This window comes from Pedococcus sp. 5OH_020, from assembly GCF_027812955.1.
In the GTDB taxonomy this organism is placed as follows: Bacteria; Actinomycetota; Actinomycetes; order Actinomycetales; family Dermatophilaceae; genus Pedococcus.
Window position 1 is genome coordinate 451,798 of the sequence record NZ_JAPYZV010000002.1, and the last position, 15,812, is coordinate 467,609.

At 66.4% G+C, this 15,812-nt stretch carries 5 protein-coding genes; 1 reads left to right on the top strand and 4 read right to left on the bottom strand.

Annotation, left to right across the window (positions count from 1 at the left end; genetic code table 11):
* Nucleotides 1–245: 245 nt before the first annotated feature.
* Complete coding sequence (locus tag PHA84_RS05595; RefSeq protein ID WP_270887100.1) at nucleotides 246–1,385, bottom strand: hypothetical protein; 1,140 nt, start codon at nucleotides 1,383–1,385, stop codon at nucleotides 246–248.
* A 466-nt stretch (nucleotides 1,386–1,851) separates the two neighbouring features.
* Between PHA84_RS05595 and PHA84_RS05600 the strand changes: the two genes are divergently transcribed.
* Complete coding sequence (locus PHA84_RS05600; protein ID WP_270887101.1) at nucleotides 1,852–2,418, top strand: helicase C-terminal domain-containing protein; 567 nt, start codon at nucleotides 1,852–1,854, stop codon at nucleotides 2,416–2,418.
* 52 nt (nucleotides 2,419–2,470) lie between these two features.
* On the opposite strand, the gene PHA84_RS05605 is transcribed toward PHA84_RS05600, so the two are convergent.
* The 3 genes from PHA84_RS05605 to PHA84_RS05615 are packed head-to-tail and all read right to left on the bottom strand — an operon-like array spanning nucleotide 2,471 to nucleotide 15,812.
* On the bottom strand, nucleotides 2,471–4,669 hold the full coding sequence (locus tag PHA84_RS05605) for a UvrD-helicase domain-containing protein (RefSeq protein WP_270887102.1): 2,199 nt from the start codon (nucleotides 4,667–4,669) through the stop codon (nucleotides 2,471–2,473).
* Complete coding sequence (locus PHA84_RS05610) at nucleotides 4,669–11,136, bottom strand: DEAD/DEAH box helicase (RefSeq protein ID WP_270887103.1); 6,468 nt, start codon at nucleotides 11,134–11,136, stop codon at nucleotides 4,669–4,671. The genes PHA84_RS05605 and PHA84_RS05610 overlap by 1 nt, the downstream gene beginning before the upstream one ends.
* Nucleotides 11,136–15,812 carry an Eco57I restriction-modification methylase domain-containing protein gene (locus PHA84_RS05615; RefSeq protein ID WP_270887104.1) on the bottom strand — a complete coding sequence of 1,559 codons (4,677 nt, stop codon included), beginning with the start codon at nucleotides 15,810–15,812 and terminating at the stop codon, nucleotides 11,136–11,138. Before PHA84_RS05615 ends, PHA84_RS05610 begins: the two co-directional genes overlap by 1 nt.

Below are 15,812 nucleotides of genomic sequence, written 5' to 3' on the forward strand. Positions count from 1 at the left end.
CCACGCTGACCTTTGCTGCGTGGCCCACCGGCGGCCCAGGTGCAACGACGCGCGTCATTCCGTCGCGAGCCGGCGAAGGTCGTGACATCACTGTCATGCCGGTGAGCGGACCTTCCACACATCGCCCATGATGGGTGACCCACACCGCCCATGAGGACGCGCGGCTACCTACTCCAAACGTCCTGGTCAGGCAGAAGTCCGGCGCAGCGCCATGGAGGGACCTCGACTCCACAGCGGACGTTCGATCAGGGAGCAGTTTCGGGTAGCGGCACCAACGAAGTGGGGTTGACGACAGGCGGCCGGTCCTTGAGCCAGGCTGTGAGCTCCTCTGGACGCTTCGGCATGAAGGTCGGGATCCTCCGCAGGTCACGATCGTCCACCAACGCTGCACGAGCCTCCTTATCGGTGAGCACGGCGTCGCAGTATGGGTACGCGATCGACATGGCGTCGATGTCGCAGATGTCGTTGGTTCTCCAGTTCCGGGTCGCGTTCCGGTGATACCGAGTCTTGATGCTGATCGCGGCCTGGACCTGAGGCATCGCTGCCCAGTAGCCGGGGGTGTCTTCGGTCGACGGCATCTCATGCGGGCGTCCGTCCTCCTCTCGCTCCTGAAGGAGCTTCAAGAAGAGGTCGATCCACTCGTGCTTCACGTCTCTCCCGGAGATGACGTCACGTAACCGGCCGGAGCGCCACTCGGGGTTGTCCGCGAGGACCTGCTGCGTCTCGAGCTCGAAGTCGAGACGACGCTCCAGACCACGCTTGAAGACAGACGGGTCCCAGCCACCGCCGCGCAACTGAGCCGCCTCGGCGTCGCTCGGTCCACGCAGCATCGCTCGCTCCATCTCAAGGTTCATCTCCTTGAACAGGTCGGTGAACGCCTCAGTGGCGATTAGCTCCCGGACCTTCTCCGAGGTATCCGTGCCCTCCGCATCCTCGACTCTGAGGTTGACCATGCGCCCGAAGCCGTGGGCAAAGGAAGGCGCGACGAGCGGCAGATAGTGGTCGACGCTCATCTCCACGCCGTGGAGGCGGTCCAGACCCGCGTCCATTTCAAGCTGGCCGAGCGTCACCCGTTCCAGGATGTAGTTGAAGTCCGACAGGTCCTCCATGGCACCGGCGACGTCCGCTCGCTGGCGCGGGTCGGTGACCTTTGACAGCTCCATAAGGTGGACGTTCGAGAGCGGGAACATCACACGGCCCTCGGTCTTCGCTTTCCGCGCTGCTTCGGCCAACTCCCCGTAGGGCACCAACTTGGCCGACATTTCTGCAGTGTTCGCAACCTGCGAGGCCCGCGCAAGATTGATGTAGTGGTTGAGGTCCAGGTAGACCATCGGGATGGCCGGGCGAAGCACCCGGGCCCACACCAACTGCTCGGCGAGCGGCACGCGCAACGGGCCGCCGGGCCGCAGCGCTCGTGCCTCGGCCGCCTCCCGCTCCCGCCGCTGAGCCCGCACGTAGGATGAAGGCTCGGCCGCTGCGCGTGCACGAGCAGCCTTCTTTTGGGCATTGTTCTTGGTCATTCGTCATCTCCAACCAGCATGTCGTCGTCCCGCGCCCGCCGACCCTGGTGAGTAGACGAAGCCCTTCGCGAGATCCGGAGGACCTTGGCTCGATCGCGACGACACGTGGCGCGGGCCAGGAAGTCACATCGCTGCAGGCAGTCGCGAGGCTGCCCTGCTGAAGACGATACTCGTCGCCGGCAGATGTGTCCCCTCGGTTTCCGAGCGCTGCTCAGCGCTGGCATCGGGCCGGCATCGGGGAGTTACGTCGCTGTCAAAATCTGCGCCGGCGTCGAAGATGGAGCCAGTCACTTGCGTTGCGTCACTTCGTCGCGACTGCGACCACCTCGTCGTGAAGATCGTCGGGGCCCAACCCTGCCCCCCACTCGAATCCTCCATCGGTCCTGCCGTGCTGGGTAGCGTGGGCGCCGGGGACCCAATCACGCTGCAAGCGGTCTTGCCTGAGAGTGTCGATCCTGCACGCTGCAAGCTCCATTGCGCCGTATGGAACGACATATCCGTCCTGCCGGCCGACTATGTGACCGAACACGTCGAGCTCGGCTACGCCTCTACCGCCCACCGCGCGCAAGCCAGAACCGTCGACACCGCCCACGCCGACCTGTCAGCCGGCACCACCCGCGAAGGCCTCTACGTCATGGCAAGTCGAGGGCGAGAGACCAACCGGCTCTACATTGACACCTCGCACGACCCCGACCCCGCGACCGGCCACGAGGAGCCCGTACATGCCGATCGGCTCGAGGTGGTGCAGCTAGGCATCGCCAACACTGGCGCGGACACGTCCGCCACGCAGGCCGGCTCCGACCAGCGGGCTGCCGCCTCGACACCATGGCGCCTGGTGGCACATGGAGCGCATCTCGCAACGTCAGCGACGCAGCGCGGCAGGGCAATCGCGGACTGATCTAGGGAATGATGACTGGCGACGGGCCGTCCACGACGGGGCGGCGACGAGTTCAGTCCTGGATGAGCGGGCTGGGCGAGCCGGACCACGTGACGGCCAGGACATCTCGCGCGCGAGTCGCCGCCACGTACAAGAGGGACCTTTCGCGGAGCAACGCATCGGCCTTGGCGGCCTCGTCGTAATTCTGGTCGCGGAGCGCTGCGGGAATGGAGCCTTCCCGCACCCCAAAGAGCACCACCTTGGCAAACTCGGTGCCCTTGGAACGGTGCATCGTCATCACGACTGGCTGCCCGGGACGGATTGCCTCGTTGTCGACGCTGCGCACCGTCACTCCTCGCTCTGCGAGCCCGTTGACAACGCGCTCCTGCTGCGACCTGTCGCGGACGAGCACGGCCACGTTCTCCGGGGCGACGGCGCCCTCCTTGAGCCATTCCTTCAGGGTCGCCGCCACAGCATCCAGCTCGTCACCCAGCGAGCCACACCGAATCAGCTGAGGCGGTGGACCCTTGCGGGCCGAGCGGTACCCGTGGTCCTCGTCTTCGCCCTCAAGGTCGCTAAACGACCCACCGTCGAGAACAGACATCGCCCATCGAAGGTTCTCCGCCGTCGTTCTGTAGTTCAACCTCAGCTTGCGCGATCGCCCGACAACGCGAATTCCATATTGCGACAGCGTAATGCGGTGCCCGTAGATCCGCTGGTGCGAGTCCTCCGAAATGAAGATGTCGTCCGGTCCCTCCCCCACCGCTGCTCGCAGCAACTGCCATCGGGTGGGGGAGAGGTCTTGTCCCTCGTCCACGAGAACGTGGTCGAAGGGCTGGTTGTGACCAGCTGCGGCGCGCTGGTTGAGCCATTCGGCGGCAAGCGCGGCCACCTCGTCAAAGTCCAGGCGCCCGTAGATGCGTCCGGTGGCTCGATAGCTGGCGATCACGTCCCACACCGCGGTGCGCTTGGCCCGATCAAGGGCGACACCCCGGCCCTGACGACGCACCTTGAGGTACTGCGCCTTGTCGACGATCCGGTTGGGCAGAACGATCGCCGAGTACTCCTCCTCGAAGAATGCAGAGCTCTTGAGTTGTGTGGGGAGTGACTGGCCCGCTACTGCGATCGCCTCTGTCCACGCGCCATGGGGTGTCCGCTCACTGACCTCCGTGGTCGCCACGCCAAGGATGCTTTCGGCTGCCGTGGCAATCGACAGTCCCGCCTCCTTGACGATGCGCGCCGCCAGCGCGTCGATGCCGACCACGAACGCGCCGTGCTGGCCGAGGGTCGTGGCCATGGGGAGGTCCGGGTCAAGGCGCCGCAGGTCGCGGGCCAACATCTTGGCCAGGTTGGTTGTGTAGGTAGTGACGAGCACCCGAGGGGTGGGCTGGCGTCGGACGAGCGCCCGGGCCCGGTGTAGTACGACCACGGTCTTGCCCGTGCCTGCACCACCTGACAGGCGCGCGGGGCCGTTGTAGTTCTTGTCCACGTACGCCCGCTGCTCAGGGTGCAGGAACACTCGCCAGGCGCCGAAGTCGCCCTCGGTGATGACCCGCTCGAGCTCCTCGTTCGACTCGATCCATGCGAACGACATCTGGCCTGCCGGGCCCTTGAGACCCCTGACGATGGCCTCATCCGAGTCGGTGTCCTCGTTCGGCTTCTCAGACAGTCCGAGGCTCGCCTTGATGTCGTCGATGGAGCTTCCTGAGGCCAGTTCGACCAACGCCAAACCCTGCCAATCAGCTGCGGCTGAGCCAGCAACGGAGAGCAGCCCGTCCTCGTCGGGAGCGGCAAGCGCGCGATCGGCGAGGCGAACGTCGAGGCCAAGATCATCGACCAGGTTCTTGGCAGTGAACCCGTACGACCCGAGCAGACTGGGGGCGGTGTCACTCTCGGTCACGACAGTCGGACTGGGAGTGGCCTCCGCGGCGGTCCCAGCGGGGACGGTGGTCGCCGCGGTGATTTCAGGCACGCCGGATATGGGGTTCAGGGCCAGGACAGCCGACTTAGCCACCTCGATCGCCTCGTCGTGTGGCCATATCCCGTGGAACACATAGTCGACGCTGCCCGACGTGGTCAGCTTGAAGAGAACCGCGCGATAGCCCTGGTCGACTCGCCCGGTTCGTGCTCGGCTGTCGGCGCTGTTGTTGATGGGCTCGATGTGCAGGCCCGGGAGCGCGTCGTTCTCCGAGAGCTTCTCGAGAAAGGCGAAGGCCTTCTTCTTGATGGCCGGCTCGAGCTTGTTCACCATCTTGGTGATGATGACCGACATCAGCGGAGTCCCTTCGTGGCAACTGCAGCGAGAATCTTTGCGGTGTCGGCTTCGACTACGGTCCAGCCGTCAGAGGTCAGGTCCGACACCGACTTGTCATCCGGCTCTATCAGGACGGCCACTTTCGCCGCGGGCCAAGCGAGATCGACAGGTATGCCGTTGGCGAACTCTTCGCCAAAGGCCGGCACGGGAAGCCCATCAGCGGAAGCGAGCTCGCGAATCAGACCGGCCTCGAGCGGGCTTGACGCCAGTGCGACGAGTTCCGCCCACTCTGGAGCCATCGCGGCTTCGTCGCTCGCAGTCACGGCACCCGCAGCTCCCCACTGTGAACCGCTGCCGCTGACTGCCATCAGTGCTGACGTGAGGACGACCGGGTGCTCGGCACCGGCGAACGCGTTCGACAGTTGCAGCCAGCGTCGCCAGGCGTCGATGTGGGCACTGTCCTGGAGGGCCTCCGGGGAGTCATCGAGCGCTACGGCTGTCTCGACGGGGTATCCGGTCGTCGGGTCAATGCGGGTCAGCACCCCAACAGATCCCTGTCGCCACCACAGCGCCGGTGGGCCATCGTCTGGGACGGTCGACGCTGGCGGAGTCGTCAGCAGTCTGCTTGCCAGGTCGGCCAGCGGGGCATCCGAATCGGGGCTCATGGTGGACGCACCATCGGAGGCCAAGAGCAGCCACACTGAGTTGGCCAAGGCTGTCCGGGGCTGGTGATGCGGCTGCTGGATCCATGACATCAGGAAGTCGAGCGGTCCGGCGGTCAGCACGGCCACTGCATCCCGGTTGAAGCCCGCTCCGGGCTGACCCGCCGGCTGACCCAGGAGTGCTGTGACCACCTCCGGCCGCACCCAGTCGTATTTCAACCGTTGTTGGCCGCCGTCGTCAAGATCGGACTGTGTCAGACCAAGAACGGCGAAGCCATTCTGCCGCAGTGCATTTCGCTTCATCGCATCGTCAGCGATGCGGTTGTGCTGTGGGCTGGCGTGGAAAGTCCACCCGTCGGTGAAGATGGCGACTGGGTCGATGCTGGGGTCGTTGCTACGCAGAACGAAGTCAGGCTTGGATCCGTGCGCCAGCTGTTGTGGGGTGAGCGTCCAAACCCGGTGGTCCCCGAGTGTGATGGTCAAGATATTCCCCGTCGGTCCGGGCTTCTCCTTGACCGTCGCATTGAGCGCCTTCAGGCGATCTTTGAACACCTTCCTGAAGGTCAGCTCCAGATGGGACTCGTTGCTGACCGTGCCGACGGGCCCCTCGGCGACTGTCCACCGCATTCCGGCCAAGCCAGGCCCTATCTCGCCAGGAGACGTCGCGAGGCCCAAGACGGTGCGCAGGTGCCGCTCGGCGGCGAGCCGCGAAAGCCGCTCAATCCCCAAGCCCCGGGAGAAGGGCAAAAGGCAGCGGTGGCAGGCAAGCCGGTTCTCGTCCTTGCAGGGACAGGTCGCAACGACCCCAAGGGCAGTGACAAGCAGGCCCCACATCTCCTCGGGCTCGGCGAGGTCGGTGAGATAGCCAGTGCCCCCGGGCACGATGTCGTGGAGCAGCAGGGCATCGCGGAGTTCGCCTGGCGCTCCGCCGACCACCGGGGCCGGCACCAAGGCGATGTCGAGGTGGTCGGGGTTGCCGCCCATGCGTTCCCGCAGTCCGAGGAGCACAGCTGCTGCGAGGCTCGGCACGGCAAAGCTGTCGCCGAGGGTGACTTCGAGCGGCAGCGACAACACCACGGCCTGGGTGGACAGGCTCCGCGTCAGAGCGACGGTGCGCGTGTCCTCGGAGGAGACATTGCGGTGGCGGCACCACGGTCGATGCTCGTCCCTACTGTTCGAGTTGGCGGCGCTGTCTGCCTTGCCGCACGCGGCACAGACCCGGAACATCACGTTGGGCAGCTGCTGGCCCGCGACGCTCCTCGCTGACATCCCGCTGGCGGACTTCCGGCCGGCGTTGAGCCACCTGATGTCCAAGGCCCGGTACTGCGCCACTCCGAAGGTGCCCCCGCCGACCGACCATTGGCGAGTCACCTTCCGCGGATCGAGATCGGCTGCCGTCGCGATAATAAAGGGGGTTGCCCTCCGCTCGTCCCGGTCGTCACTGATGCGGCTCTCGTCCCGTCGCACGTCGCTGAGCACCCTGGTCAGCTCGACCACGTCGAACCGTTGCGACGCGTCGGCGATCTGCGCACCGCCACAGCGGGGGCAGGCCGTCAGTGTTGTCACCGTGCCATCGGCGGAGAGGCTGGTGGCGTAGCCGCACAGGTCACACCACGCCCAGCGCTGGATGAGGTTGTTCTGGGAGCCGAGGTCGAGTCCGTCGATGTCCATCTCGAGGCCTCGGGCGTAGAACGTCGCTCCAGGGGCGAATTCGCGCAACGCCAAGGCGGCCGCCCGGTTGAACGTCCGTGGCTCTGACATGAACTCGTTGGTCTCCGGGTCACGCCAGGTGACCGACACGTCCAGCGTCACCGTGTCGTCGAGCAACGTGAAGTTGGGCAGGAGTCCGTACTCCTCCATGGCCGCGACCCAGAAGGCCTTGCGATGGTTGGAGTGATGCCGCTCGACGAGCCGGAGCGCGGCCACGGCCGAGCGGTAGTCGTGGCGGTCGTCGTCGGTTGCCGCGGGTCCCTCCGCGGCAGCCTTCAGCCCTGGGATGGTCTCGAGGATCTCCTGGCGTCGGAACACCAGGTCGGCGTTGAGCTGTGCCCAGCGCTGCGAGGCCGAGAAGACCATCGCTGCCAGGCCGCTCGAGCCCCGCGTCACGCTCTCGTCGTCGCGGGCAGGGGTGGCCCACGCCCGGAGCAGCTCGACCGACGATGCTCGCAGCGAGTCGAAGGTCCCGAGGAAGGCGTCCAGGTGGCGGCCCGCGTTGTCCTCCGCCTCTGCTATTAAGTCACCCAGGAAGGAGCCTTCCATCGCGGACTCCAAGGCCCCAGCTGCCCATATCGGCATGGGCCGCGAGGCGTCGCGGGCCATGTGGTCGACAACCGATGCGATGAACTGACGCTGAAGAATCTCCTCCGCGTCGAGGTACGTGGCGGGCGGCCGCACCTCGCCATTGATGACCGACAGCGGTTCGTAGACCTGGGGAAGATGCTCGCCGCGTCCAGTGACGAAGGCGACGTTGAGTGCGTTGCCGGTGAGGCGACCGGCGCGGCCCACACGCTGGAGGTATGAGGCGACCGTCCGCGGGAGCGAGGCCAGCATGACCGTGGACAGGTCGCCGATGTCGATGCCCATCTCTAGGGTAGGCGTGGCCACGAGGACATTCGGAGACCCTGCGTCAGCCGTGCTGGCCTTGAATGCCCGCTCGTACTGCAGTCGCACCTCGTCCTCGAGCAGGCTCGAGTGCTCGCGCGAGACGATGCGTCGCATGTCCGCCGACGCATACAGCCTGCGGTAGAAGTTGTCGCTCCGCCGGGTGGCGCGGAGATGACCAGGGCACCGCACGCCGGTGCAGCGGTACCCGTCGAGCTGCGCGACGACCTGCGGGGTTCCATTCTCCTGGGCACGGCAGACATCGCAGACCAACAACGTAAAACTGCTGGCGAGGGCGTCGTCGGTGAGCGGCACCAGGGAGATGGCCGTGGCCGGGATGGCGTAGACCGTGCCGCCTGACTCCGTGGGACTGGCAGTCAGGACATCGTCCTTGGCCAGTCGCTCGAAGAGGGCGCGCGCCAGCTTGGCTCCGTGAGCAGCACTCACCTTGAGCGTTCGGGCAGTCCAGAGGGCGTACCAGCTCTGCGTCGAGGTCACCGAGTCGAGAAGGGGGTCCTTGATCAAGGCACCACCGACCCGGGGGTATGCCGGTGCGGCCCGTCCCGAAGGAAACGCGGGCATTCCTTGTTGTTGGGGTCGTCCACCCCAGATGAAGAACCGCCGGCCGTCCGACGCGATGTATCGCCTGAGCCAGTCGTGGTCGATGCCGCCGTGCTTGCGCATCCGCTCGAGAACCCCACGCACCCACGCGACCACATCGGCATCGGGGGTGGCCGCCAGAGGCGAGTCGAGGGTCTCGTCCATGCCGTGGAGGTCGAAGGTGGACCGGCCGATGGCGTTGAGCCGGACTGGGCTGCCGGCATCAACCTCGACCGCGACCGCGCCAGTGCGCTCGAGGGTGCGGCCGAAGGTCGACTGAAGGCCGAACTCGAGCGTGGCGTCGAAGAGTAGTCGCCGTTTGACTCGCGTCCGGGCCTTGCTCGCGGCGTGGGGCTTCTGCCACCACAGGTCGAACTCTTCTCGCCCTACACAGTCGGGCGGGACCATCCGGTACCTGCGGAACTGGTCGTCGCCGGCGAGCACGAAGACACGCTCGACGAGCTCGTCGAGCGTGCAGCGCTGGGCACTGAGGGCCTCGCGGAACATGGCACGGGCGGTGAGCGTGTGGGACCGGGCCTCGACGAATCCGGCGCGATGTGCAGCGTCCTGGACGCTGTCGGTGAAGACAAGTGACTTCTTCTCCGCCGCGTTGAGATCGGCATCGCCGAACAGCGTCGACAGGGCAACGGAGAGGAGGGTGGCGATGGAGCTGCCGAGGAAGCGAATTCCGTCGTCCTGCAGACAGGACGGACACATATCGGAGCTGGACCGGGCATCGGCCTCGGCGCCGAGGTGGGTGAGAACCGGAAGCACCCGTCCCTCGCGTAGGTGTTCGTCCTCGGGGTCGGGCATGGTGGTGAGCAGGCTCCGGTCGATGGTCGAGAGCCACGCCAGACCCGGGATCTCTTCCGGCTGGCTGGTCGGCCCCAGGGCGATGCTGCGATCGGCTTCCGCAGGCGCTGCGATGAGGGGACGGAACCGGCCTTCCTTCATGGCATGGCGCCGACGGATCTCCAGGTCCTCGGCCCGCAGGTTCGTGCCGACGGACTCGAGCTCCACGCCCCAGCCCGACCGACCACAGTGTCGGCAGTAGATGGCGGGGAAGACCGGGGCGACGACCTCACCGTCAACGGCGCCGACCCGCTCCCCGTCATCAGTCCAGCGGTACGCCGTGGTCATCGACGCGTCGCGGTCGATGCGGGTGAGCTCGCGGATCCACAAATTGAGCTCGACCGTGAGTGCGGACCGTCCGGCTTCGGCACGAATGTGACTCAGTGCGGCGACGAGATGGTCGAGTACCGCCAGGTGTCCCGGCGGCGGCGTCTCGTCCTCGAGGACCGACGGGAAGACCTCGCGGACCAAGGAGTCGCGTGGCACCGCCGCAGCCGTGGCGACTGCCAGCGTCTGGACGTCGGGCAGGGCTGCTGCGAGTGTCAGCAGGGCGGTCGCGGCCGCGGCTTCGACCTGCGCGGTGATGTTGCTTCGCGCCGATGTGTCGGCTCCAGCGTTGAACAGCGTCGTGAGGACCTCTAGCGTGAGGGCTTCGGGTTGGCCCGTCAGCGCGTCGCAGCGGCGGACCAGCTCAGCCAGCTCGTCGGCCGCCAGGTCCGACATGCGTCGGGGCTCAAGGCTCCAGGTCTTGACGGTGGTCTCCGCGTCTCCCACCCACTCAGCGAGGGTGAGGCGTGACTCGGTCACGACGCTGTCGGGCGGGAAGTCCTCCCCGAACACGGTGCGGGCGAAGTCGAGCATCGTGGAGGGGTCGCCCTTGTCGCCGAGCGTTGCCGAGGTGGCGACCGGCGTGATCTTGCCCAGCGGGCGGGCGCGGTCCTCTGGACTGATCGCCTCGTCCGACTCGGGCCAGTGGCTCTTGAGCGCGAGACCGAGGCGGCGCAGGAGCATCGCGACGTCGGTGCCTTGCGCGCCGTCGTAGGTGTGGAACTCGTCGAGGACGAGGTACGTGAGTGAGGTGGCGCTCTGCGCCCACAGTCCCTGATCGTCCTGTCGGAGGAGGACCTGGTCGAGCATCTTGTAGTTCGTGAGCAGGATGTCAGGCGGCGCGCTGCGCATCACCGCGCGGTCGTTGATCAGGCCCGCCTCGGAAACTGTCGTGCGCTTGGTGCCTTGGTCCTCGCCGGTGTAGATACCGGCAGTCACCGAAGACAGCTCGGGATGGGTAGTGAGGAGTGCGGTGAGGCGCCCGGCCTGGTCGTTCGCGAGGGCGTTCATCGGGTAGAGAATGAGCGCCTTCATGCCGGTGACGCCGGCCCGGTTGGCCCGCACGACGTGGTCGAGGATGGGGTGCAGGAACGCCTCGGTCTTGCCGGAACCCGTGCCCGTGGTGACCAGGGTGGGGAGGGGGCGTGCCTTGCCCGGGCCAAGGTCCACGGTGGTCAATCGGGCGTATGCCGCAGCTTGGTGGCCGTACGGCGTGAGCCCGGGGTCCCAGTCCAGGTGTTTGCGCCAATCGTCCTCGGCGGGCTGGTACGGCAGTCGCAGCCTGACGTACGGCCCCTTGAACATGCCGTCGTCGGGCTCGGCGAGGAACTCGTCGAGGGCTTGGCGCGCCTCCGGGTCAGCGAGGGCGAAGGTGGTCGTCAGGTAGTCGACAACCCCCTGCTTGAGGTCGCTCGCCTGGATGCTGGGAAGCAGGACACCCATCAGCTTTGGTCCGCCTCAGCGGCCTCGAGCCGTCGCTGGAACTCCGCGTATGCGGTCCGCATGTCGGCCTCGCGGTCAAGAGTGCCGAACGGCAGCTCGTAGGTGTACTCAACGCCGCTACCGGGATGGACTGCTTTGCGTTCGTCCTCCGTGATTCGGTCACCCCTTTGCCGCCATACCGTCAGCACCGAGTTCGGGACAAGCCGTCCGTTGGCGTCGTACGTATAGGCACCGTGGTCATAGCCGTAGAGGACCGCGAACTGCGTGCGATAGACCGTGCACAGGTCGTCGACGTCGACGTCGAGCATGAGCGCGACGAGGGCGTCGATCTCGACAAGCGCGTTGCGCCGGTCAACCGCTCGCCGTAGTGGCGTGTCCGATGTCCACGTCGGTCCGATAGGTCCGGCCGCTTGTCTAGCAAGGACCGGCTCGTCGTGTTCGAAGGCTTCGTCCCAACAGCTGGCCCACAAATCGGCGTAGGCATCGGTCACGCAGTTGAGTCGTACGACTCGAAGTCCCAGGCTCTTGGCCAAGGGATGGTCTGTCGACACCATGGGTAGGCGGTTTGCTGTGCCTGCCCGGATCGTCGACTTCGGCGCTGTGCGAACGGCGAAGTCGGCCAATGGCGATGAGAGGACTCCAGTAGCGAGTGACAGGTGGTCCTCACGACCATTCGGCAGGCCCGCAGAGAAGAGTCCATCGACGTGCGCCGCGCCGGGCGGAATTATGGCTGGGATGAGAGTGCGCTCACCGGTGTTGGCGGCCATGCACCGCCATGCAATGCGGTAGTAATCGCGTGCGGCGTACGGGCGGTCCTCGTCAACCGGGTCCTGCCAGTGGGTGTATGCCGCGTCGTAGGTCGCCCTGTCGCCGACGGGCTTGTAGGCCGTAACAGGCAGGGCATCGGCAGGCAGGGCCTCGATGTCCGTGCTGGTCCAGTCCTGCTGATGCCTCATGCTTGGATTCGGCGACTTGGCGAGCGGTGTCGTTACGGATAGGTGTGGCCCCTGCAATATCGCGCTCGACCAGTCAGCCTCACCCCAGCGGGAGCGGAATCGACCTTTGGCGCGGTCGCCTCTCTCATGCCATCCGGGCGAAAAGTGCAGGGCAAGGCCTGAGACGCGTGTGGACATCGACAGGCGACGAAGAGTCTTAGAGGCCGCCGAATTCACCGAGTACAGCATCCGCGTCGTATGCGACGGCGTGTCGGGCTCCTCGAGAACATCGCGCCACGATGACAACTCATCATCATTCACCCATTGAATGCGGTTCCTGTGAGGACGCAGGTCCCATCCTCCCTGCGGGTCCTTGAATCCGGGCTCCATTCCCGTGCCATCATGGGCGAAGGATCTTAGAACGGTCTCGGGTTGGTAGAGGGCCGTTGCCTGCCAGAAGCCGACTTCAGTAGATCGGCCATAGATGTTCACGCCGAACGTCTTCTGGTCTTGGATCTCGAAGAGCTTGAGTTCGTTTATGAACTGCCAGTGTCGCCGCAGCCGCGCGTACGTATTTGCCCTGAGGAGCCCGGCTCGCTGATCCGTGAAGTGGGACTCCAGGTGGATGAGTCCCGAAATGCCGCCAGCAGAGCTCAACCGCCATACGCCCGCCATGAAGCACCGATACAGGTCAGGCTGAAGCCCCCGCAGGACCGGATAAACAGTTGGGTCACCGAGGAACTCCCTAGTGCCAATGGCATCCAGGGTGCCGTCAAGGAGCAGTTCCTTCATGCCCTCGAGGGAGACGGTGACGGCGAACCTCGCTTCGCGCTCGTCCTCGCTCGGCTTGACAGCAAGCTGCCACCACGGGTCGCCCTCGGCCAGGAGGGCGTCCACGTCAGCCGCGGGCCGGACCCAGGGTGGGTTGCCGACCTGTAGGTCGAAGCCTCCGCGCGCGAAGACCGTCGCGAAGTCGAGCTCCCAGTGGAAGAAGCCTTGCCGGGCCGCCACTTGCTCGCACACGGCGACCCACTGGTGTTTGGCGCGAACCTGTTCGATGGGCTGTGCCACCGCCCAGTTGAGGTTGTCCTCCTCCTCGGCGTTGAGGCCTTCCCACGTCGAGGAGGCGCCGCCGAAGGTGTCCATCCACCGGTGCTTTGACGGCTGCGAGATGCCGAGGATCTGTTGGGCGGCGTCGGTCCACTGGTCGAGCGTCGGCGGCTTCACGCCGGTCTCGGCGAGTGGCCAGAACCAGAGAGCGCACCACAGGTCCATCACGAGTCGGAGCCGTCGGTAGGCGCCGTTCTCGTCAGAAAGCGACGCCTCGATCTGCTCGCGGCTCACCGCCGGTGCGTGATGGGCGGTCTCGCGTCCCCAGAGCTCGATGGTGCGACTCGACTCCAGCTCGGCGATGCGGAGCCGTCGGAGGGCGAACTGCCACAGCTTCTCGACCCGTTCGGAGAGCGAGGTGAACTGCTGGAGCTGCTTCGTCGTTGGCTTGGCCCTCATGGACCTGCGCCAGGTCCTGAGTGCGGCGACCTCGTCGGCTGCGAGCGCCGCGACGTCTCTTGGCACCTCTGTGGCCGAGCCCCAGCCCTGGGCGGGGAGGAGGAACTGGTGGACCCGGCTCGACGTGGCGCTGACGTTGAGGCCCTTGGCGATGTTGTCGGCGAGCTCTGTCAGCGGTATGTCTACCGGGGTGGACATCAGCCAGGACCTGTCCTTGACCTGGGACTGCGAGTAGACCGCTCGGCGGGCGCCGATGAGCGAGTTCCCGCGCCGCAGTCGGAGGCCGAACCACGGCGCCTGGAGCCCGGCGACCATGGTGTCGAGCCAGAGAGAGACTTCGGCCAGCTCCGCGGCGGTGGCGTTGAGGTCGACGCCGTGCACCTGGTGCAGGGCGATGTGCGCCTTGACCTTCTGGAGCTCCTCCGGGTAGCGGTCGGGGTCGATGCGCTCGCCGAGCTCGACCTGGCGCCGTTTGAGGTACTCGGCGGCCAGCTGCCGCACGGCTTCGATCGCGAATGCGCCGGACCCGAGTGCCGGCTCGCAGACGGTGAGCTCGAGAATCTCTTCAGCTGTAGTCGTGTGCCCGTCCTGGTCGAGCAGCTCCTCCAAGGCCTGCGAGACGGTGAACCGAGTGAGGACCTCGGGGGTGTAGTACGAGGCGGACTGCTGCCGCTCGCGGCCCGCGAGCCGGAACACGAACGTCCGCTGGGCATGGCGCACCGGTCGCCGCTCCCCGGTGACCTCGTCCTCAGTCGTCACGAAGTCGTCAGGGTCGAGGTGGTCGGCCCCGTTCACAGGGACGACCCAGGAGCCCTTCGAAGAGTCCCCGCCCTTGGCCACCTCGAACAGCTCTTCCTCGGCGAAGAAGCCGGTGTACGACATCAGGCCCTCGTAGACGGCTCCGAGCTGGTTGATGCCGAGCTCGACGTAGGAGATGAAGCCGCGGTCCCGTCCCCTGGACTCCTTGCTCAGCAGTAGGTGCCGGAGCACCCGTTGGAGCGCCTCGTTGCCGAGCCTGACCTCGTCGATGTGGCTCGTCGCCTTCGGCAGGAAGAGGTCGGCGCGCAGCGGACTGAACACCAGGCCGGACTGCTCGCCCACCTCGGGAGTGGGCTCGGCGACGGACGGTGAGCCCGCGACATACCCATGCCCCTTGTCAATTAGCCGGAAGAGGAGCTGGAGGGAGTCGTAGAGGTGCGTACCCGTCTTGCTCTGCTCACTGGTCAGGGTGACCAGGGTGAGGTCCCGCAGGCGGTCGAGGCTGTACCCCTGGTCGTACTCGCCCGCACCTGCAGGTAGGACACCGAGCTCGGGTGACGCCTCGGCATACAGTAGGAAGAGAATGCGGTAGAGGAAGCGGAGCGACTGTACCGCGAGGGGCTGGGCCTCCTCGGGGGGCAGCGGGTCGAGGCCCTGAGCAGCCCGACGGCGAACGACCTCGTTCGCGATGATCTCGATCGAGAGGCGGACGCCTTCGCGGAGATCCTTGGAGACGCCGACCGTGTGCTTGATCGACTCGTCGAGGATCGCGGACCACCAGATGTCGCCATCCGCATCGGGACCGAGCGAGGTGGCTTCAAGGCAGGTCAGGGCACGGTCGATCTCGCCTCCGCGCTTGGCGTCGTTGCGCTCGCACACGAGCTGCAGATCGATGGCGAGGTAGCGCCCTTCCGCCCAGCGCTCCTGCTGAGCCACCACCGCCCAGCGGCCCGCCAGGACGAGGGCGAAGCGCGGCGCCTCGTCCTGCACGAACAGGCTGGACAGCAGCCTCGCGACCGACGTGATCTCGGTGCCGTCTTCGGTGACGACCTCCTCGGCCAGCGTCCGCGCGTCCTTGGCGAGGACATCGTCAATGGAGTCGGCCGCAGACCCGGCCACGATCACCAGCGGAGCCGGGCCCGTGATCCCCGGCGTGGCGACGGCCGTCACCGGGCCGGTGGTGTCGAGCACAAACTCGCCGGTGTGGAACCCCAGTACCGTGACGAGCTCCTTGTGCAGCGCCGCGGACTCGGCCACTGACTGCTCGTCGTCGCCCAAGAGCGCCGTGAACTGCTTCTCGAGGGCGCCCCGGACCGCGGTGAAGCGACTCCGGGAGGTCTCGGACTCTTCGGCCTCCCAGCGCCTGCGGCGTTCGAGGACCTTGCTGTGGAACGACTGGGACGTGGCCTCGGTGGTGAAGTAGTGCTCACTGATCCAGTCCTCACCGACGAGGAACGCGTCGCTCACTGCCAT

What these genes read in the sequence shown, in the direction of transcription:
- PHA84_RS05605 (WP_270887102.1), bottom strand. Translation starts at nt 4,669, where the DNA reads ATGTCGGTCATCATCACCAAGATGGTGAACAAGCTCGAGCCGGCCATC.
- PHA84_RS05610 (WP_270887103.1), bottom strand. Translation starts at nt 11,136, where the DNA reads ATGGGTGTCCTGCTTCCCAGCATCCAGGCGAGCGACCTCAAGCAGGGG.
- PHA84_RS05615 (WP_270887104.1), bottom strand. Translation starts at nt 15,812, where the DNA reads ATGGCAGTGAGCGACGCGTTCCTCGTCGGTGAGGACTGGATCAGTGAG.